At 71.4% G+C, this 19,698-nt stretch carries 15 protein-coding genes; 4 read left to right on the top strand and 11 right to left on the bottom strand.

Annotated features, from left to right (window positions below; genetic code table 11):
• Positions 1-59: 59 nt before the first annotated feature.
• Positions 60-962 carry a carbohydrate kinase family protein gene (locus tag F5972_RS18115; RefSeq protein WP_150934743.1) on the bottom strand — a complete coding sequence of 301 codons (903 nt, stop codon included), beginning with the start codon at positions 960-962 and terminating at the stop codon, positions 60-62.
• A gap of 52 nt (positions 963-1,014) precedes the next feature.
• Between F5972_RS18115 and F5972_RS18110 the strand changes: the two genes are divergently transcribed.
• The gene (locus tag F5972_RS18110; protein WP_150934742.1) at positions 1,015-1,608 is read left to right on the top strand and encodes a TetR/AcrR family transcriptional regulator; all 594 of its coding nucleotides are present in this window, start codon (positions 1,015-1,017) and stop codon (positions 1,606-1,608) included.
• An 80-nt stretch (positions 1,609-1,688) separates the two neighbouring features.
• Here F5972_RS18110 and F5972_RS18105 read toward each other — a convergent pair whose 3' ends face one another.
• Positions 1,689-3,311: an FHA domain-containing protein gene (locus F5972_RS18105; protein WP_150934741.1), complete on the bottom strand. Its 1,623-nt coding sequence runs from the start codon at positions 3,309-3,311 to the stop codon at positions 1,689-1,691.
• 251 nt (positions 3,312-3,562) lie between these two features.
• Entirely contained in the window at positions 3,563-4,693 is a 1,131-nt protein-coding gene (locus F5972_RS18100) for a site-2 protease family protein (protein WP_150934740.1), read from the bottom strand.
• Between the two features lie 193 nt (positions 4,694-4,886).
• On the opposite strand from F5972_RS18100, the gene F5972_RS18095 reads away from it, so the two are divergent.
• From F5972_RS18095 to F5972_RS18085, 3 genes are all read left to right on the top strand, one after another.
• The gene (locus F5972_RS18095) at positions 4,887-5,747 is read left to right on the top strand and encodes a RecB family exonuclease (RefSeq protein WP_150934739.1); all 861 of its coding nucleotides are present in this window, start codon (positions 4,887-4,889) and stop codon (positions 5,745-5,747) included.
• 200 nt (positions 5,748-5,947) lie between these two features.
• Positions 5,948-7,366 carry a sensor histidine kinase gene (locus F5972_RS18090; protein ID WP_150934738.1) on the top strand — a complete coding sequence of 473 codons (1,419 nt, stop codon included), beginning with the start codon at positions 5,948-5,950 and terminating at the stop codon, positions 7,364-7,366.
• A 58-nt stretch (positions 7,367-7,424) separates the two neighbouring features.
• Positions 7,425-8,108, top strand: coding sequence for a response regulator (locus tag F5972_RS18085; RefSeq protein WP_150934737.1), 684 nt, complete (start codon positions 7,425-7,427; stop codon positions 8,106-8,108).
• A gap of 232 nt (positions 8,109-8,340) precedes the next feature.
• Here the strand turns inward: F5972_RS18085 and F5972_RS18080 are convergent, their stop codons facing one another.
• The 8 genes from F5972_RS18080 to metH all read right to left on the bottom strand — a co-directional run bounded on the left by F5972_RS18080 (position 8,341) and on the right by metH (position 19,517).
• Positions 8,341-9,408: an ABC transporter ATP-binding protein gene (locus F5972_RS18080; protein ID WP_191910184.1), complete on the bottom strand. Its 1,068-nt coding sequence runs from the start codon at positions 9,406-9,408 to the stop codon at positions 8,341-8,343.
• Positions 9,405-10,430 carry an ABC transporter ATP-binding protein gene (locus F5972_RS18075; RefSeq protein WP_150934736.1) on the bottom strand — a complete coding sequence of 342 codons (1,026 nt, stop codon included), beginning with the start codon at positions 10,428-10,430 and terminating at the stop codon, positions 9,405-9,407. Before F5972_RS18075 ends, F5972_RS18080 begins: the two co-directional genes overlap by 4 nt.
• On the bottom strand, positions 10,427-11,446 hold the full coding sequence (locus F5972_RS18070) for an ABC transporter permease (protein ID WP_150934735.1): 1,020 nt from the start codon (positions 11,444-11,446) through the stop codon (positions 10,427-10,429). The genes F5972_RS18075 and F5972_RS18070 overlap by 4 nt, the downstream gene beginning before the upstream one ends.
• 87 nt (positions 11,447-11,533) lie before the next feature.
• Entirely contained in the window at positions 11,534-13,291 is a 1,758-nt protein-coding gene (locus tag F5972_RS18065; RefSeq protein ID WP_225311604.1) for an ABC transporter substrate-binding protein, read from the bottom strand.
• A 77-nt stretch (positions 13,292-13,368) separates the two neighbouring features.
• Positions 13,369-14,358, bottom strand: a complete 990-nt coding sequence (locus F5972_RS18060) for an ABC transporter permease (protein WP_404803063.1) — start codon at positions 14,356-14,358, stop codon at positions 13,369-13,371.
• 395 nt (positions 14,359-14,753) lie between these two features.
• Positions 14,754-15,236 (bottom strand): cellulose synthase, encoded by a 483-nt coding sequence (locus F5972_RS18055; protein ID WP_150934733.1) that lies wholly within the window; start codon positions 15,234-15,236, stop codon positions 14,754-14,756.
• Positions 15,237-15,310: 74 nt separating this feature from the next.
• The gene (locus F5972_RS18050) at positions 15,311-15,952 is read right to left on the bottom strand and encodes an HAD family hydrolase (protein WP_150934732.1); all 642 of its coding nucleotides are present in this window, start codon (positions 15,950-15,952) and stop codon (positions 15,311-15,313) included.
• Between the two features lie 100 nt (positions 15,953-16,052).
• Positions 16,053-19,517 carry a methionine synthase gene (gene metH / locus F5972_RS18045; protein ID WP_150934731.1) on the bottom strand — a complete coding sequence of 1,155 codons (3,465 nt, stop codon included), beginning with the start codon at positions 19,515-19,517 and terminating at the stop codon, positions 16,053-16,055.
• Between the last annotated feature and the right edge of the window lie 181 nt (positions 19,518-19,698).

Raw genomic sequence — 19,698 nt, 5'->3', positions numbered from 1 at the left:
TTCGGAGGAAGGGGAACCGAAGAGGCAGAGACCGGAGGGGGACCGGAAGAAGAGGGACCTCAGTCGTCGAGGGGGCCGTCCAGGCCGGCGTCGGAGCCGAGCCCGCCCGCGACCCGCGCGGCGGCGGCCGTGCCGAGGCGGGCGGCGCCGAGCACGTCCCGGCCGCGCAGCAGGCCGGCGGCGAACCCGGCGCAGTACGCGTCGCCGCAGCCCGTGGTGTCGACCACGGGCACGTCCAGCGCGGGGACGGCCGTGACGCCGCCGGCGGTGGCCACGAGGCTTCCCTCACTCCCGCGCGTGACGATCACGCCCTTCGGGCCGTCGCCGAGCAGCGCGGCGGCGGCCTCCTCCGGGGTGGCCGCGCCGCTGAGCATGAGCGCCTGCTCCTCGTTGGGCAGCAGGTAGTCGACGTGCGGCAGGAACGCCCGTACGGCGGGCATGAGGTCCGGCAGGTTGGACAGCAGGTCCAGCGTGACGATCGTGCCGCCCTCGCGGGCCTTGCCGAGCAGCGCGTAGAACTCGGGGTCGTGCAGGCCCCACGTGACGTCCATGCCGCCGAGGTGCACCAGCTTCGCGGCGGTCAGGCGGCCGGCGTCGAGGTCGGCGGTCGAGAGGCCCAGATTGGCGCCGGGCACGTGGAACGAGGGCCGTCCCCCGTCCGGCCGGATCGGCAGGATGGAGGCGGCGGTCTGCTCCCCCGTCCGGCGCACGACGCCGCTCACGTCGACGCCGTGGCGCGCCATGATCATCAGGAGGAAGTCGCCCAGCTCGTCGTCGCCGACGGCGCCCATGGTGGCCACCGGCACACCGATCTTGGCGAGGGCCACGGCCGTGCCGGCGGCCGCCCCCGCGGCGGTGATGCGGATCTGCTCCAGCAGGTGGGTGTCCTGGCCGGACGGGATGGACTCGACCGGTCGGGCCAGGACGTCGACGATCTGCACGCCGACTGTCACAACCGTCATGTGCGGATAATAGACGGGCGCCCGACTAAAATGTCAACCGAGGTGAGAGAGCATGCCGAAGATCGTCAACCATGAGGAACGCCGGGAGGAGGTCGTCGCGGCGGCCCGCCGGATCATCCTGCGCAACGGCATCGAGGCCGCGACGACCCGGGCCATCGCGAAGGAGGCCGGCTACTCAAACGGGGTGCTCACGCACTATTTCGCCGACAAGGACGAGATCCTGCTGTCGGCGCTGGAGGCCTCCCACCGGCGCATCGCCGACCGGCTGCGGGAGAAGCTCTCCGGCCGCACCGGCCTGGCGGCGCTGCGTGAACTGCTGCTCGACAACGTCCCCCTCGACGCCGAGCGCGCCGGGGAGACCGGGCTCGAAGTCGGCTTCTGGGGGCGCAGCCTGACCAGTCCCGCACTGCTGGAGGTGCAGCGGCGGGAGGCCGCCGAGCTTCGCTACGTGGTGACCAGCCTGCTGAGGTCCGCCGCCGAGGCCGGCGAGATCCGTACGGACGAGGACCCGGAGGACGTGGCGGAACGGCTCCTCGCGCTGGTGGACGGCCTCAGCGTGCACCGGCTGCTGTATCCCGCGAACGTCACCGCCGACCGGCTGGAGCGGCTGTTGCTGCGCGAGATCGACCACCTGCGCGACGGCTGACCGGCCGCCGGGAGCCCATACTCCAGGGTCCCCGGCGGTCCGGCCGCGTCACGCGGCGTCAGAGGTCCGGCAGGCGGGCGTCAGGCGGGCCGGTGCGCCTCGTAGCGCATGGTGCGGGAGACCCCGATGCGCACGGTCGTGCCGGGCAGGATCGACACCGGCTCGTTCGGCGGGATGTCGTAGAAGTTGGGGTCACCCGGCGGCTGGATCTGCGTGCCGTTCACCGAGCCCAGGTCGAGCAGGTTGACGTCCCAGTTCTCCAGGAAGACCCGCAGGTGCCGGCGGGACACCGAGCCGTCGGGGCTGGTGACCCTGGCCGGCCGGGCCTCGCCCGACTGCACCTCGGGAGCCCGCTCCGGGTCGCGGCCCAGCAGGTAGTCGGCCTCCAGCGGCAGCGCCATGCCGTCGTCGAGCAGGAGCGCGCCGAGCGGCGGGCGCGGGCCCTTGTACGGCACCACCGCCCGCTGGTCGATGGGGACGCCGCAGACCGCGCAGTAGGGCGCACGCGGGTCGTTGAAGTGGTCGTTCTTGCAGTCGACTCCGTAGACCATGGGCCGCTGCTCCGGGTCGGGCGCCATGTCGAGCTGGGTCGCCTCCCCCGGCTCCTCGTCGGAGGCCTGCGGCGCCCCCTCGAACGGCCCGTCGAACAGGCCGCCGAGCGGTCCGGTTCCCGGCCCGTCCGGCGAGCCGCCCCGATCCTGACCCCTCTCCTGGGCTCCCCGGTCCTGGGCGGGCCCGTCCTGGCCGTCCTGGGGCCCGCCACGGTCGTCGGGCGGCTCGGGCAGCCCCGGGGGCTGCTGCGGGCCCGAGTGGGACGGGGTGTAGGGCGGGGCCGGCTGGGGGCCGGAGTGGTGCGCGGGCGCCGGGTCCGACAGCCCGGACGGCACCGGCGGCAGCGGCTGCGAGACGTGCGGCGGCTGGGAAGGCGGGGGGACGGGCGGGGACGACAGCCCGGACGACTGCGGAGACGGCTGGGGCGGCGCGTGCTCGCCCGACGGCCCGGGGCCGGACAACGGCCCACCGCCGAACGGCGAGACGGGCGGCGAGACGGGCGGCGAGAGGGGCGGCTGGGCGGGCGGGGAGACGGGAGGGGGCGGCACCACGGGCCCCCGCGGGCCGATCGGCTCCGGCACCCCGCCCGGCGGGGGCTGCGTCCCCGGGTGCTGCCCCTGATGCTGCGGCGGGCGCGGAGGCAGCGGCGGGAAGGCGAGGTCGCCGTGCCGGGTCAGGTCGCACTCCAGCCCGGCTCCCGTGACGACGCCGCCGTCCAGCCGGGCGTACGGGCTCGACGGGCCGGCTCCGGGCAGGCGCAGCAGCACCGTGGACACCGGGCCGTTGACGAGGCGGTCGGTCCAGGTCAGCGCGTCGTGCCCGGCGAGGCGCACCTCGCCCTCGGGGCCGGACACGGTCGCGTACGCGGCCCCGCTGACCAGCACGGCCACGCCTCCCCCGGCGGGCCCGGCGACCGCGCAGGCCACCGGCTCACCGGTCGAGCGGTCCATGGCGCGTGCGAGGACCTGGGCCACGCGCCGGGCCAGCGCCCGGCCGTCCCCGCCCGTCGTGGCGGTCTCGTGCATCGCGCTCAGCAGGCCCTCGACCGGCTGGTCGCCGCCTGTGGCGCACACGAGCAGCAAACCGTTCAGATGGGCGACCACGCCCTCTCCCGGCAGCGGGCGGACCACCCCCACGCCCTGTTCCGTCACAGAACTTCTCCCTCCGGAAACGCCACCGGATGTCCGGCATCATCGCCGGCACGCCGTGTGCCGGATCGATCACCCCAGAAAGTAGCAAAAACTATGGTGAACCGGCCTGCCGGAGCGCGCGTACGGGTGACCGAGCGTGCTCGGGCCCCGGTCTCGCTCAGCACCCTAGTCCCCGGCCGCCCCGAAGACGAGTGCGCGGGCCGCGCTCCAGGCCGCCCCGGCGCGCGCCGCCCGGAGGGCCGGGGCGCCGCTCACACCCCGCTGAACATGCGGTTGACGTCGGCGGTGGCGAGCACGCCGTAGATCTCGCCGCCCCGTTCGACGAGCAGGTATTCGGGCGCCGGAGAGCCCCGCATGGCGTCGAGCAGCGACTCGCCCTCCAGGTCGGCGCCGAGCACCAGCGCGGGCTCCAGGGTGCGGGACAGGGCCCCCACGTTCACCCACGGCCTGCGCTGCTCGGGAGTGGCGTTGACCGCCGCCTCGTTCACGATGCCCACCGGGTGCCCGTCGTGGTCCACCACCACCATCGCCCCGGCGCCCGACTCGCGCGCCCGGCGCAGGCCCTCGGAGAGCGGCACCTCGGCGGTGACCGGGATCGCCCTGCGCGCCAGCGCCCTGGCCCGCAACTGCGGCAGCCGGGCCCGCACCCGGGCGACCCGCAGCGACTGGGAGGCCCCGAGCCAGATGAACGACGCCAGCACCACCGTCCAGAGCATGCTGCCGATGCCGGGCTCCTGCCCGGCCATCACGTTCATCAGGAGCGGCACCACGACCACCGCGACCGCCACGCCACGTCCCACCCAGGCGGCGACCATCGTGCCCGTGCCCGAGTCGCGCCTGACCTTCCACACGGCCGCCCGCAGCATCCGGCCCCCGTCGAGCGGCAGGCCGGGCAGCAGGTTGAACACGCCGACGATCAGGTTGGACAGCCAGAGCTGCCACATCAGCACCTGGGCCAGGCCGCCCGGCGGCACCACGAAGGCCTCCACCAGGGCCCCGATCCCCGCCAGCCCCAGCGACAGCAGCGGCCCGGCGAAGGCCACGTTGAACTCCCGGCCCGCCGTCTCGGGCTCGCACTCGATCTCCGAGACGCCGCCGAGCATGTAGAGGGTGATCCGGCGCACCGGCAGGCCGTAGTGCTTGGCCACCACGCAGTGCGCCAGCTCGTGCAGCAGGACCGAGACGTACAACAGGACGGCGAAGGCCAGCGCGACCAGGTAGGTGGCGGACTCGCCGTAGCCGGGCAGCATGTCGGCGAACCGCGGCTGGAAGCTGATCGTGATGAACGCCGCCACGATGAGCCACGTCGGCGAGACGTAGACGGGAATGCCGAACGGCCGCCCCATCCGCAGTCCGGTGGACTCCTTGACAGGTGTGCTCATGTGGCCGCCTTCCCTCCCGCGCCCCTCGATGCTACGCGGCGCGACGTGAGATCAGCCTAAGAGCTGCCCGCCCGCCGCGGAGCACGCGATCGTCCCGGCCGTACGGGAACGGCGGCGGGGAGACGGGAGACGGCGAGGGGGGAGACGGCCCGCGCGGACGCGTTCTGTCGGCTCGATGTCCTACAGTTCCGGCATGACCCTCGCCGAAGAGCGCGCCGTTATCGGGGCGCTGTCCCCCTCCCGGGCCGGTGACTTCATGACCTGCCCCCTGCTCTACCGGTTCAGGGTGATCGACCAGCTGCCCGAGCGTCCCTCGGCGGCCGCGGTCAGGGGCACCCTCGTCCACGCCGTGCTGGAACGGCTGTACGACCTGCCGGCCGAGGCACGGACGGTCGCCGCGGCGCAGGAGCTGCTGGAGCCGCAGTGGCGGCGGCTGCTGACCGAGGAGCCCGACTACGCGGGGCTGTTCGAGAGCGACGAGGAGCGCGACGCCTGGCTGACCCAGGCCCGCGGCATGGTGGAGCGTTACTTCACGCTGGAGGACCCGCAGCGGCTGGAGCCGGCCGAGCGGGAGATGTACGTCGAGGCCGTGCTCGACAGCGGGCTGCTGCTGCGCGGCTACATCGACCGGCTCGACGTGGCCCCGACCGGCGAGACGCGGATCGTGGACTACAAGACGGGCACGGCGCCGGGCCGCGAGTGGGAGGCCAAGGCGCTGTTCCAGATGAAGTTCTACGCGCTGGCGCTGTGGCGGCTGAAGGGGCAGGTCCCCCGGATGCTCCAGCTCATGTACCTCGGCAACGGCGAGATCCTCCGCTACGTCCCCGACGAGGCCGACCTGCGGGCCACCGAGCGCAAGGTCGAGGCGCTGTGGGCGGCGATCGAGCGCGCGGTGCGCACCCGGGAGTGGCGCGCCCGCCGCTCGCGGCTGTGCGACTGGTGCGACCACCAGGCGCTCTGCCCGGAGTTCGGCGGCACCCCGCCGCCCGTGCCGGACCGCGAGCCCGGCCTGTCGGCCCGCGTGAACAGACGGTCCGCCGCCGACGAGATCTAGTGCCCCTCCCGCCGATCCCTGCCCCCTCGCATCGCCCCGGGCGGAGCGTCGGCACCGGTCCGCCGGGGCGGGTTCCGGCGGTCGTGACGTCGGGCCCCGGCCCATGTCACCGGGCCAGGGTGCGCATCCTCCGTACGGAGGAGGCGGGATTTCCCTCCCGGGCAGGGTGGACACGCGCGGGGACGGCCTAAATTTGGTACGTGCGCACCACCCCCGGCAGTACGCGGTCCTGGCTTCGGGCTCATCCCCTGGTCTTCGACGCGATCCTCGCGGTGGTGCTGACGACCGCGTCCCTCTGGTGGATCGCCTCGGCCGGCCCCAGTGAGGGGGCCGGCTGGCTCCGGTCCGCCACGCCCCGGCCGGCGGACGCGTTGAACCTGGTCCTCGCGGCGGCCTGCACACTGCCCGTGGCCCTGCGGCGCGACCGGCCCCTCCTTCTGCTCGTGGCCACCTGCGTCCCCCAGGCGGCGCTCGACGCCTTCCACTACGACCCCGGCCTGAGCGAGTTCGGCGGGCTCGTCCTGCTCTACTCCGTGGCCGTCTACCGGGGGCTGGCGCTGAGCCTGGCCGCCCTCGGCGTCTCCTTCTCCTCCTACCTCGCGAGCGCCGTCAGCGGGGTCATCACCCCGTCCTGGACCGACCACGCCGTCGTCACCGCCGTCCTGCTGCTGTGCTGGGTGTGCGGCCGGGCGCTGCGGCTGCGCCGCGCCTACCTCGACGAACTGGTCCAGCGGGCGCACCGGCTGGAGCGGGCGCGGGACGCCGACACGCGGGCCGCCCGGGCCGAGGAACGCTCCCGGATCGCCCGTGAGCTGCACGACGTGGTGGCCCACCACGTGAGCGTGATGACCGTGCAGGCCGCCGCGGCGCAGCGGATGCTGGACACCAAGCCCGACGTCGCCCGCGACGCCCTCACCGCCATCGAGGAGATGGGCCGTACGGCGATGGCCGAGATGCGCAACATCGTCGGCGTGCTGCGCACCGACGGCCCGGCCGAGCGCGGGCCGCAGCCGGGCATGGGGGACCTGCCGGCGCTGGTCGAGCAGATGCGCGAGGCGGGCCTGCGCACCGAGTTGCGCGTCGAGGGCGACCGCCGCCGCCTGCCGCCCGGGGTCGACCTCGCGGCCTACCGCCTCGTGCAGGAGGCGCTCACCAACAGCCTGCGGCACGCCGGCCCCGCCGCCCGCGCGTGGGTCACCGTACGGCACGAGGGGAACGAGCTGACCCTCCAGGTCGAGGACGACGGGCGCGGCGCGGCGGAGGAATCGGTGCGGATCGGTGGCAAAGGTCACGGGCTCGTCGGCATCCGCGAGCGCGTGGCCCTCTATGGTGGAGTCCTGCGGATCGGACCCCGCGTCGGGGGCGGGTTCGAGGTCCGCGCCCGGTTTCCCTTGAAGGACAGCCCGTTGAAGGACAGCCCCCTGAAGGACGGCCCCGCCAGGAACGGCTCCCTCAAGGGCGGTGCGGGCAAGGACCGTCCTCCCAGGCACGGCTCCCCCGAACCCGGCACGACCGAACACGACACGGGCGAGCACGACACGGGCGAGCACGGCGCCCCCGGGCACGCCCCCGCCGTGGACGACCCCCTCACGCACGGCCCTCTGAAGGACACAGCATGACGATCAGGGTGCTCTCCCCCGCCCGGCGGGTCACCGCCCCGCACAGGACGTACGGATCATGACGATCCGGGTGTTGCTGGTCGACGACCAGCCGCTGCTGCGCACCGGGTTCCGGTTCATCCTCGAGGCGGAGCCCGACGTCACCGTCGTGGGCGAGGCCGGCGACGGCGCGACGGCGATGGACCAGTCGCGCGCCCTGCTGCCCGACGTGGTGCTCATGGACGTCCGCATGCCCGGCACCGACGGCATCGAGGCGACCCGCCGCATCGTGCGGGAGGCCGCGCCCACCGCCCACGTGCCGAAGGTGCTCGTGCTGACCACGTTCGACCTGGACGAGTACATCGTCGAGGCGCTGCGCGCCGGCGCGAGCGGGTTCCTGCTCAAGGACGTGCCCCCGGACGACCTGATCCAGGCGATCCGGGTGGTGGCGGCGGGCGACGCCATCGTGGCGCCGAGCGTCACCCGGCGGCTGCTCGACCGGTTCGCCGCCCGGCTGCCCTCCGCGCACCAGCAGGCCACCCCCGCGCGGCTCGACCGGCTCACCGAACGCGAGCTCGAGGTCCTGCGCCTCATCGCCAAGGGCATGTCGAACGCCGAGATCGCCGCCACGCTGGTGGTCAGCGAGACGACCGTCAAGACGCACGTGGGAAACGTGCTGACCAAGCTCGGCCTGCGCGACCGGGTGCAGGCGGTCGTGCTCGCCTACGAGACCGGGCTGATCATCCCCGGCGCCTTCTCCTGAGCCTCCCGGCGGGCGGGCGCTCCTCCTCCAGGAGTAGCGAAGCCCGGCGCATCCTCCCCCGGGCGCAGGCGCGGGCCGTACGCGCGGCCGATGCCCGGCGGGGCCCGCACCCGGTAGCGTCGGAGACAGGGCGTGGCCGTGGGGGCGCGGCACACGCCCCGCCGGTACGGCTCCCGCGGACCGTCTGGGGGGAAGACGGCGGGAGCCGTACCGGCGGAGGACGATCAGACGGTCAGGCGGGGTCGGTCCCGGCCGGGACCGCGCCCGTGGAGGCCGCGCCTCCCGAGACACCGCCCGCGAGACCGCCCGCGAGGCCGGGGGCGTTCTCGGGGAAGTGGCAGGCCACCTGGTGGCCGGGGGCGAGCGTCTCCAGCGGCGGCTCGACCTGCGTGCAGATCTCCTGCGCCTTCCAGCAGCGGGTGTGGAACCGGCAGGCGGGCGGCGGGTTCAGCGGCGAGGGGACGTCGCCCTGCAGCCGGATCCGCTCCCGTTCCTTGCGCCGCTTCGGGTCCGGGATCGGGACCGCCGACAGCAGGGCGTTGGTGTACGGATGCATGGGCGACTCGTACAGGCCCTTGCGGTCCGCGATCTCGACGATCTTGCCGAGGTACATCACCGCGACGCGGTCGCTGATGTGCCGCACCACCGACAGGTCGTGCGCGATCACGACGTAGGTCAGGTCGAGCTCCCCCTGCAGGTCCTCCAGCAGGTTGACGACCTGGGCCTGGATCGACACGTCGAGCGCGGAGACCGGCTCGTCCGCGATGATCAGCTTGGGCTTCAGCGCCAGCGTCCGGGCGATCCCGATGCGCTGCCGCTGGCCGCCGGAGAACTCGTGCGGATAGCGGTTGTAGTGCTCGGGGTTCAGGCCGACGAGCTCCAGGATCTCCTGGACCGCCTTCTTCGTGCCCTGCCCGGTCTTGATCCCCTGGATCCGGAACGGCGCGCCGACGATGGCGCCGACCGTGTGACGGGGGTTGAGCGAGCTGTAGGGGTCCTGGAAGATCATCTGCACGTCGCGCCGGAGCGGGCGCAGCCGCCCCTGGGACATGTGCGTGATGTCCTGGCCCGCGTAGACGATCTTCCCGGCGCTCGGCTCGATCAGCCTCGTGATGAGGCGCCCGGTGGTGGTCTTGCCGCATCCCGACTCGCCGACCAGGCCGAGGGTCTCCCCCTTCCTGACGTCGAAGCTGATGCCGTCGACGGCCCTGACCGCGCCGACCTGCCGCTGGAGCAGGCCCTTCGTGACCGGGAAGTGCTTCTCCAGCCCCTGTACGGACAGCAAGGGCTCCTCGTTCACGAAGCCTCCAGGTTCGGCTTGATCTCGTTGCGCCAGATGGCGCGCCTGCGCTCGGCGGGCAGGTGGCAGCGCACCAGGTGGCCGCCCTCGGTCTCCCGCAGTTCGGGGACCTCCGCCTTGGCCAGGCCGGCCGTACGCTCCTCGAACGCGCAGCGCGGGTGGAAGGCGCAGCCGGACGGCACGTTGATCAGCGACGGCGGCGAGCCCTTGATCGGCATCAGCCGCTCGGTCGGCTCGCGGTCCAGCCGCGGCATCGAGCCGAGCAGGCCCCACGTGTAGGGGTGCTCGGGCCGCTCGAAGATGTCGTCGGACGTGCCGTACTCGACGCATTTGCCGCCGTACATCACGAGGATGTCGTCGGACAGCTCGGCGACCACGCCGAGGTCGTGGGTGATGACGATCAGCGCGGCGTCGAAGTCACGCTGCAGGTCGCGCATCAGGTCGAGGATCTGCGCCTGCACGGTCACGTCGAGCGCGGTCGTCGGCTCGTCGGCGATCAGCAGCTCGGGGTCGCAGCTCAGCGCCATCGCGATCATCGCGCGCTGCCGCATGCCACCCGAGAACTCGTGGGGATAGCTGTCCACCCGGCGGGCCGGCTGCGGGATGCCCACCCGGCCCAGCATGTCGATCGCGTGCTTGCGCGCGACCTTCTTGCTGACGTCGTTGTGGATGCGGTAGGCCTCGATGATCTGGTCGCCCACCGTGTAGAAGGGGTGCATCGCCGACAGCGGGTCCTGGAAGATCATCGCCATCTTCTTGCCGCGCAGCGTCCGCACGTGCTCCTGGCTCGCGCCGACGAGCTCCTCGCCGTCCAGCCAGATCTCACCGGAGATGCGGGCCCGGCCGCCCTTGTGCAGGCCGAGGATGCCGAGGCTGGTCACGCTCTTGCCGGAGCCGGACTCGCCGACGATGCCGAGCGTTTTGCCCCGCTCCAGCGTGAACGACAGCCCGTCGACGGACTTGACCAGGCCGTCGTCGGTCGGGAAGTGGATCCGCAGGTCCTTCAGTTCCAGGAAGCTCATCCCAGCCTCACCCTCGGGTCCACGACGGCGTACAGGAGGTCGACGATCAGGTTCGCGAAGACCACGAAGAACGCGGCGACGAGCGTCACGCCCATGACCTTCGGCAGGTCCTGGTTGGTGATCGCGTCGATCGCGTACTTGCCCATGCCGGGCAGCGAGTAGGTGCTCTCGGTGAGCACCGCGCCGCCGAGCAGCAGGCCGAGGTCGAGGCCGAAGATCGTGAGAATGGGAGTGAGCGCGCCGCGCAGGCCGTGCTTGACCACCACCACCCGCTCGTTCAGGCCCTTGGCCCGGGCCGTGCGGATGTAGTCCTCGTTCATCGTCTCCAGCATGCCCGCCCGGGTGAGCCGCGCGTATCCGGCGGCGTACAGGAAGGCCAGCGTGATCCACGGGAGGATCAGGTTGTACGCCCACATCGCCGGGTTCTCCTCGATCGGCGTGAAGCTGCCGCCCGGGGCGGTGATGCGGAACGGATGGCCGTAGCTGAAGACGACCAGCGAGACGATGCCGGTGAAGAAGATCGGCAATGACACGCCGGCCAGGGCGACGCCCATGGCGGCGCGGTCGAACAGGCTGCCGCGTCTCAGGGCGGACAGCACGCCGGTCGCCACACCGGCGATCATCCAGATGACGGCGGCCCCGAAGGCCAGTGACATCGTGACGGGCAGCCGGTCCAGCAGGTCGGGCCAGACGGGGAGCCGGGTGAGGAAGGAGTAGCCGAAGCAGGGCGCCGGGCAGTGCTCCACGCCGGGACCGTAGTCGTAGTCGGCGCCGGCGACGATGCCCTTCGCGAACCGCCCGTACTGCACGATCAGCGGATCGTTGAAGCCGAGCTTCTCGGCCGCGACCTTGACCTGTTCCGCCGAGGCGGTGCGCCCGACGTAGCGCGCGGCCAGGCTCTCCGAGGTGGCGCCGGCCAGGCGCGGCACCAGGAAGAAGATGGCGAACGTGATGATGCTCACGATGGAGAGCATCACGACCGCCCAGATCAGCCGCCGGATGATGTATGTGACCACAGTCCCCCCGGCTCCGGGGGCCGGTCCGGTCGGCCCGGCCCCCCTGCCGCGTTCACGCGTCTATCGGATGTGTCTGGTCGCGGGCGCTTACTTGACGCCCATGCCGAGGTAGTCGTACATGCCGTACGCCTCGTTGACGAAGATGTTCGTCGCGTTCTTGCTCCGCACGAGCAGGGTCTTCGTCCACACGTTCGGCAGGACGAAGGCGTCCTCCATGACCTTCTTGTCGATCTGCGTCCAGATCGCGTTGCGGGCGTCGGTGTCGGTCTCCAGCATCGCCTTGTCCACGAGCTTGTCGACCTCGGGGTCGCGGACGCTGATGTTGGAGGAGCCGCCGGTCTCGCGGATGACGCGGCTGTCCGTGATCTGCTGCAGGAAGCCGAAGCCGTCGGGCCAGTCGGACTGCCAGCCGTTCATGGCCAGGCCGATCTTGTTGTCCTTGGCGTAGCCCGGCTTGCCGGCGTACAGCGCGAAGTAGTCGGCCTGCGGGAACGGCTTGAGCGTGAGCTTGATGCCGACCCGGCCGAGCGACTGCTGCAGCGCCTCGGCGGCCGCCTTCTCCTTCGGCCGCTCGGCGCGGTAGGAGATGTTGGTCTCGAAGCCGTTGGGCTGGCCGCAGGCGGTCAGCGCCTCCTTGGCCTTGTTGATGTCGCCCTTGTTGTCGGCGCCCGGCGGGTAGAGGTTGAAGTCCTCGTGCCCGGGAATCGCCGGCGGCAGCATGCTGGTCGCGATCTGCCCGCCGGAGAACTCGCCGCCCCAGGCGGTCTGGAGGGCCACCTTGTCCACGGCGTACTGGACGGCCTTGCGGCAGTCGATGTTGTCGAACGGCGGGACGTTGCCGTTGATCGAGGTGTACCAGAGGCGGGTGCTGGTCGGGTTGTCGGCGTTGGCCTTCATCGCGGGGTCGGACAGGACCCGGCCGAGGGCCGCCGACTGCACGCCGATGCCCGCGACGTCGATGTCGAGGTCGCCGGCGATGATCCGGTTGTCGATGTCGTCGGCGTTGACGTTGGTGGAGACCTCGTAGCCGTCCGGCAGCGCCTTGCGGTTCGGGTCGGTCGCCGGGTCCCACTGGTCGTTGCGGACCAGCGTGAAGCCCTTGCCGATCTCGTTCTTCTCGAACTTGTACGGCCCGGTGGCGATGATGTGTTCCTTGTACTTCGCGCCGGTGTCCTTGTCCTTGGGGACCGGGATCGTGGCGGGAAGCTGGGCGAAGTAGTCGAAGTTGCTCAGCGGCTGCTTGAGGTGGAAGACGATCGTGTAGTCGTCGGGCGTCTCGATCGCGCTGTCGGTGTTGACGTCCTTGGACTTGTACGCGCCCTTGTAGTCCTTCGGCCAGGCGAGGAAGTCGTTGAAGTAGGTGTACCCGTCGGGGAACACCTCCTTGTCGAACGACCGCTCCACGGCGTACTTCACGTCCTTGGCCGTGACCGGAGTCCCGTCCTCGAACTTGACGCCCTTCTTGATCTTGTACGTCCAGGTCTTGGCGTCGTCACTCGGCTTGCCCAGGTCCTCGGCGAGGTCGGGGGCGAGCTGGTTGCCCTCCTTGCCCACCGCCGACTTGAACATCAGCAGCGACCGGCCGTACAGCCGGATGAAGTTCCAGGAGTAGCCGTAGTAGGTGTCACCCGGGTCGAGGGAGTCCCAGTCACCGCCGTTGGCGAACTTGAGGATGCCGCCCTTCTTGTCCGACGGGTTGACCACCCCCGTCATCGCGGCGTTGAACTCGCTCTTCGAGTCCGAGCCGCCGGCCGCGGCGCCGCCGGAGGACGACGGCGTGCTGCTGCCCGAACCGCCGCCGCACGCGGCCACGGCGAGGGCGAGCACGGCGCCGGTGGCCGCCATACCCAGTCTTCTTCTTAGCATTGCAAACCCCTTGGTGATAGGAGCCGGGGGACTTTTAGGGGGGAGGGGGGAACCGCTCAGCGGGCCTTCGGGTCGAGGGCGTCCCGCAGTCCGTCGCCGAACAGGTTGAACGCCAGGACCGTGATGAAGATCGCCATGCCGGGGAAGAACATGAAGTGCGGGATCGTGTAGAACCGCACCGCGTCCGACAGCATGCCGCCCCAGGTGGGGGTGGGCGGGCGCACGCCGACGCCGAGGAACGACAACGCCGCCTCGAACAACACGTTCGTGGGGATCAGCAGCGTCGAGTAGACGAGAACCGGCGCGACCAGGTTCGGCAGCAGCTCGCGGAAGATGATGTACGGCCCGCGCGCCCCGAGGCTGCGCGCCGCGTCCACGAACTCGCGCTCGCGCAGCGACAGCGTCTGCCCCCGGATGATCCGCCCGATGTACGGCCAGTTGAAGAAGCCGATGATGAACACCAGCAGCGAGACGCGCAGCGTGTCGCCGGTCAGGCCGAACGCCGAGTCGGGGACGATGCCCGCCAGCGCGATCGCGAAGACCAGGATCGGGAACGCCAGGAAGACGTCCATCGTCTTGCTGATGATCGAGTCGACCAGGCCGCCGAAGTAGCCGGCGGTGACCCCGAGCAGGGTGCCGATGATCACCGAGAGCAGCGTGGCCAGGAAGGCGATGAGCAGCGAGATCCGCGCGCCGTACACGATCCGGCTGAAGATGTCGCGGCCGTTCACCGGCTCGATGCCGAACAGGTGCTGGGCACCGATGCCGGTGCCCGTCTTGGGCGCCATCGTGGAGGAGTCGATGAGGTCGGAGTTGAACTGCATCGGGTCCTGCCCGAACGCCCCGACGATCAACGGCGCGAAGACGGCGACGAGGATCAGGAAGACGACGAGCAGACCGCCCGCCAGGGCGACCTTGTCGCGCTTGAGCCGCATCCAGGCGATCTGGCCGAGCGAGCGGCCCTGGATGGGGGCGCCGCCGGCGATGGCGACGGCCTCCGGCTCGGCGCGCATCTCCTGACCGGAGACGTCGAGAGGGGCGCTCACCAGGCCCCTCCGGGCCCGCCCGCGGCCGGCGTGCGGCGAGCGGCGCACTCAGGAGAGCCGGAGTACGGCGCTGAGGCGGAGGAGCGAAGTTCGCTCATGACCTTGCTTCGCGCGGCCATTTGGTGTACGGCCCCCTGGGTCCCAGACGACATTGTCCAGCGGGGTCCGGTGTGTACGGCTCCCCGCAAACGGACAATGTATGCGTTGAGCTGGGATTACCAGTCCCCAGAGCAGGCCTGTGGCTCAACTGTGATTCACCAGAAACTTATTCGTGTTGATCTTGAAGGGATTGTCGGAGTCCCGTTTCGATTGTGTCGTGGAACTGTAACATTGCACCCGCGGGTAACTTGGTCCCACGATGTGGGATGTTCGGCGGGGGATGTTCGGCGTGGGGCTCAGCCGATCCCGCGCCGCTTCAGGATGTCCTCGATCTCGGAGAAATCATCCGCCGCGGGCTGTTCGACCTGACGTGGCGCAGGCTTCGCGGTCTGCACCTTCTTGGGCGCTTCAGCCTTCGGCGCGGCGGCCGGCGCCGCCTCGGCGGCGCCGGGTCGGGGCGTACGGGCCCGCGAGAGCGAGCGGCCGCGCATCGCGCCGGACACGACGAACAGCACGGCCGACAGCCCCGCCACCGCCACGCCGGCCCACGCGAGCGGCGACAGCACCAGGCCGGTCACGAAGCGCACGGCGGCCGTGCCGATGTTCCACAACGTGGCCTGCGCGCCGGTGAGATATGCGGCCAGCGGCAGCAGGGACCAGGCGGCGGCCCGCAGGCCCGTGGCCGCTCCCCTGCGGCGGAAGGCCAGATAGGTGAGCACGAGTCCCACCGCCGTCAGGCCGCCGCACACCGGCAGCCAGGCGATGTCGTTGTAATTCATGGCGGGGCCCCTTCGTCACGTACCTCCATCCTGGCATCCGCGACGCGATCATGCGGGGCCCGCGCCACCCCGATTCAGCGGACGAGAGCCCGGAGGAAGTCCACGTCCACGTCGAGCAGCGACGGCATCACGACCCGCCCCGGCGCCTGCGCGATCGGCAGCACGCTCGGCACGGCGACGACCCGGCAACCGGCCGCCGTCGCCGACGCCACGCCGTTCGGCGAGTCCTCCAGCGCGACGCACCGCCCCGGGTCCACCGACAGCAGGCCCGCCGCCGTGAGGTACGGCTCAGGGTGGGGCTTGGTGCACGTGACGTCGTCGGCCGTCACGATCACTTCGAAGTGCTCCCGGCCGACGGCCTTGAGCACGGCGTCGGCGATGATCCGCAGCGACGACGTGACGAGCGCGGTGCGCACGCCGTGGTCGGCGAGTCCGCGCAGCAGGTCAAGGGCGCCCGGCATCGGCGTCACGTCGGCCGACAGCCTGCTCTCCATCCCGTCGATCAGCCACTGCCCCACCACCATGGGATCGACGTCCGTCCGCGTCAGCTCCAGCATGTAACTGACGGTGCGGTCCCAGGAACCGCCCACGAGCTGCTCCTGGTGCTCCGGGCCCCAGGTGCCGCCGAGGCGGGTGACCACCTCGGTCTCGACCTCGAACCACACCCCTTCGGTGTCGACGAGCAGCCCGTCCATGTCGAACAGCACGGCGTCCACGTGGCCCCTTCCCCCCGGCGACCCCCCGATGAGGGGGGACTGACATGGTACGGGGGCCGCGTGGACGCGCCGACGGCCGGTCAGGCCTTCCACATATCCGTCAGACGTTGAAGTACTTCGCCTCGGGGTGGTGGACGACGAGGGCGGAGGTCGCCTGCTCGGGGTGGAGCTGGAACTCCTCCGACAGCCGCACGCCGATCCTCCCGGGGTCGAGCAGCTCCATGACCTGCACCTGGTCTTCCAGGTTGGGGCAGGCCGGGTAGCCGAAGGAGTAGCGGCAGCCGGTGATGTTCACCTTGAGCATGTCCGCCAGCGACTCGTCGCCGCCGATGCCCAGCTCGGAGCGCACCCGCGCGTGCCAGTACTCCGCCAGCGCCTCGGTGAGCTGCACCGAGAGACCGTGGAGCTCCAGGTAGTCGCGGTAGGCGTCCTTCGCGAACAGCTCGCCCGCGGCCTCGCTGACGCGGTTGCCCATCGTGACGATCTGGAAGCCGACGACGTCCACCTCACCCGACTCGCGGGAGCGGAAGAAGTCGGCCAGGCACAGGTGGCGGTCGCGGCGCTGGCGCGGGAAGGTGAAGCGGGTGCGCTCCTTGCCGTCCTCGTCGAGGATGATCAGGTTGTCGCCCTCGCTCACGCAGGGGAAGTAGCCGTAGACGACCGCCGCCTCCAGCAGGTTCTCCGTCTGCAGGCGCTCCAGCCACATCCGCAGCCGGGGCCGGCCCTCGGTCTCCACCAGTTCCTCGTACGACGGGCCGTCGCCGCCCCTGGCGGCCTTCAGGCCCCACTGGCCCATGAACGTCGCCCGCTCGTCGAGGAACGCGGCGTAGTCGGCCAGCGGGATGCCCTTCACCACCCGGTCGCCGAGGAACGGCGGGACGGGCACGGGAGCGTCCGCCGCGACGTCGGAGCGGGCCGGCACGTCCTCCTCGGCGGTCCGCGTCAGCACCGCCCCGGTCTTCACCCGGCGCGCCCGCAGCGGCGGCAGCGACGCGCCGTCCTCCCCGCGCTTGACCGCCATGAAGGCGTCCATCAGGCGCAGGCCCTCGAAGGCGTCGCGGGCGTAGCGGACCTCGCCCCGGTACACGTCGGCCAGGTCCTGCTCGACGTACGCCCTGGTCAGCGCGGCGCCGCCGAGGAGCACCGGGAACTTGCCCGAAAGACCCCGGGAGTTCAGCTCCTCGAGGTTCTCCTTCATGACGACGGTGGACTTCACCAGCAGCCCGGACATGCCGATCACGTCGGCCCGGTGCTCCTCGGCGGCCTCCAGGATCGCCGACACCGGCTGCTTGATGCCGAGGTTCACCACGTCGTAGCCGTTGTTGGACAGGATGATGTCGACGAGGTTCTTGCCGATGTCGTGCACGTCGCCCTTCACCGTGGCGAGCACGATGCGGCCCTTGGTGCTGCCCTCGACCTTCTCCATGTGCGGTTCGAGGTAGGCCACGGCCGTCTTCATCACCTCGGCCGACTGCAGCACGAACGGAAGCTGCATCTCGCCGGAGCCGAACAGCTCGCCGACGACCTTCATGCCGTCGAGCAGCACGTCGTTGATGATCTCCAGCGCGGGCCGCTGGGTGAGGGCCTCTTCGAGGTCGGCCTCCAGGCCCTTGCGCTCACCGTCGATGATCCGCCGCTTGAGCCGCTCCCACAGCGGCAGCCCGGCCAGCTCGGCCGCCTTCCCGGCCTTCATCGACGCGGCGTCCACGCCCTCGTACAGCTCCATGAACCGCTGCAGCGGGTCGTAGCCCTCGCGCCTGCGGTCGTACACGAGGTCGAGCGCGACCTGGCGCTGCTCGTCCGGGATCCGGTTCATGGGCAGGATCTTGGAGGCGTGCACGATCGCGGAGTCGAGCCCCGCGTTGACGCACTCGTTGAGGAACACCGAGTTCAGCACGATGCGCGCGGCCGGGTTGAGGCCGAACGACACGTTGGAGAGGCCCAGTGTGGTCTGCACGGTGGGATAGCGGCGCTTGAGCTCGCGGATCGCCTCGATCGTCTCGACGCCGTCGCGCCGGGTCTCCTCCTGGCCGGTGGCGATCGGGAACGTCAGGCAGTCGACGATGATGTCCTCGACCCGCATGCCCCAGTTGTTCACCAGGTCCTCGATGAGGCGGGACGCGACCCGCACCTTCCACTCGGCCGTGCGGGCCTGGCCCTCCTCGTCGATGGTCAGCGCGACCACGGCCGCGCCGTGCTCCCGCACCAGGCGCATGACCTTCTGGAACCGCGAGTCCGGGCCGTCGCCGTCCTCGTAGTTCACCGAGTTGACCACGGCCCGGCCGCCGAGCATCTCCAGGCCCGCCTCCAGCACGGCCGGCTCGGTCGAGTCGAGCACGATCGGCAGCGTCGAGGCGGTGGCGAAGCGGAACGCCAGCTCCTTCATGTCGGCCACGCCGTCGCGGCCGACGTAGTCGACGCACAGGTCGAGCAGGTGCGCGCCGTCGCGGGCCTGCGCCCGGGCGATCTCGACGCACTCCTCGTAGTTGCCCGCCAGCATCGCCTCGCGGAACGCCTTGGAGCCGTTGGCGTTGGTCCGCTCGCCGATGGCCAGGTACGACGTGTCCTGCCGGAACGGCACGTGCTGGTAGAGGGAGGCCGCGCCGGCCTCGGGACGGGGGCGGCGCTCGCCGCGGGTGTGCCCGCCGACCCGCTCGACCACCTGGCGCAGGTGCTCGGGGGTGGTGCCGCAGCAGCCGCCCACGAGGGCGAGCCCGTAGTCGCGGGTGAACGTCTCGTGGGCGTCGGCCAGCTCCCCCGGGCTCAGCGGGTAGTAGGCGCCGTCGGACGTGAGCTGCGGCAGCCCGGCGTTGGGCATGCACGACAGCGGCACGCGGGCGTGCCTGGCCAGGTAGCGCAGGTGCTCGCTCATCTCGGCGGGGCCGGTGGCGCAGTTGAGCCCGATCAGGTCGACGCCGAGCGGCTCGATCGCGGTCAGCGCGGCGCCGATCTCGGAGCCGAGCAGCATCGCGCCGTTGGTCTCGATGGTGACCTGGGTGATGATCGGGACGTCCCGCCCGGCGGCCTCGACGGCCCGCTTCGCGCCGACGACGGCCGCCTTGACCTGGAGCAGGTCCTGGCAGGTCTCGACGATCAGGGCGTCGGCCCCGCCGGCGATCAGGCCGGCCGCGTTGTCCCGATAGGCGTCGCGCAGCGTCTCGTACGGCAGGTGGCCGAGCGTGGGGAGCTTCGTGCCGGGGCCCATCGAGCCGAGGACGAACCGGGGCCGGTCCGGCGTCGACCAGTGGTCGGCCCGCTCCCTGGCCAGCCGCGCGCCGGCCTCGGACAGTTCGAAGATGCGGTCCTCGATGCCGTACTCGCCGAGGGCCGCGCGGTTGGCGTTGAAGGTGTTGGTCTCGACGCAGTCGACACCCACCTCCAGGTACGCGTCGTGGACGGCGCTCACGATGTCGGGACGGCTCACGTTGAGCACGTCGTTGCAGCCCTCGTGGCCCTGGAAGTCGTCAAGAGTGGGGTCGTAGGACTGCAGCATCGTCCCCATTGCCCCGTCGGCGATCAGAACTCGCTCGGACAGCACGGTACGGAAGGACGGTCTGCTGGTCATGGAGCAAGACTATCGGCCCGCGGGCGGATCACCGATTCCGCGCACGGAAAGAGAAAGACCGGTGGGCACGGGGGCGGGACCTCTCCGCACCTTCGGACATCACCACAGGCCGGAGCCGCGCCACGGGCGGGTGTGCCCGGCGAAGGTGACGGGCGGGGCCCCTCACCGAATAGTCTTGGAG

Origin of the sequence: Microbispora cellulosiformans (genome assembly GCF_008728085.1) — a bacterium.
GTDB classification, from domain to species: Bacteria; Actinomycetota; Actinomycetes; order Streptosporangiales; family Streptosporangiaceae; genus Microbispora; species Microbispora amethystogenes.
The sequence above is the reverse complement of the archived record's forward strand: the minus strand, read 5'-3'. Positions and strand labels throughout refer to the sequence as shown.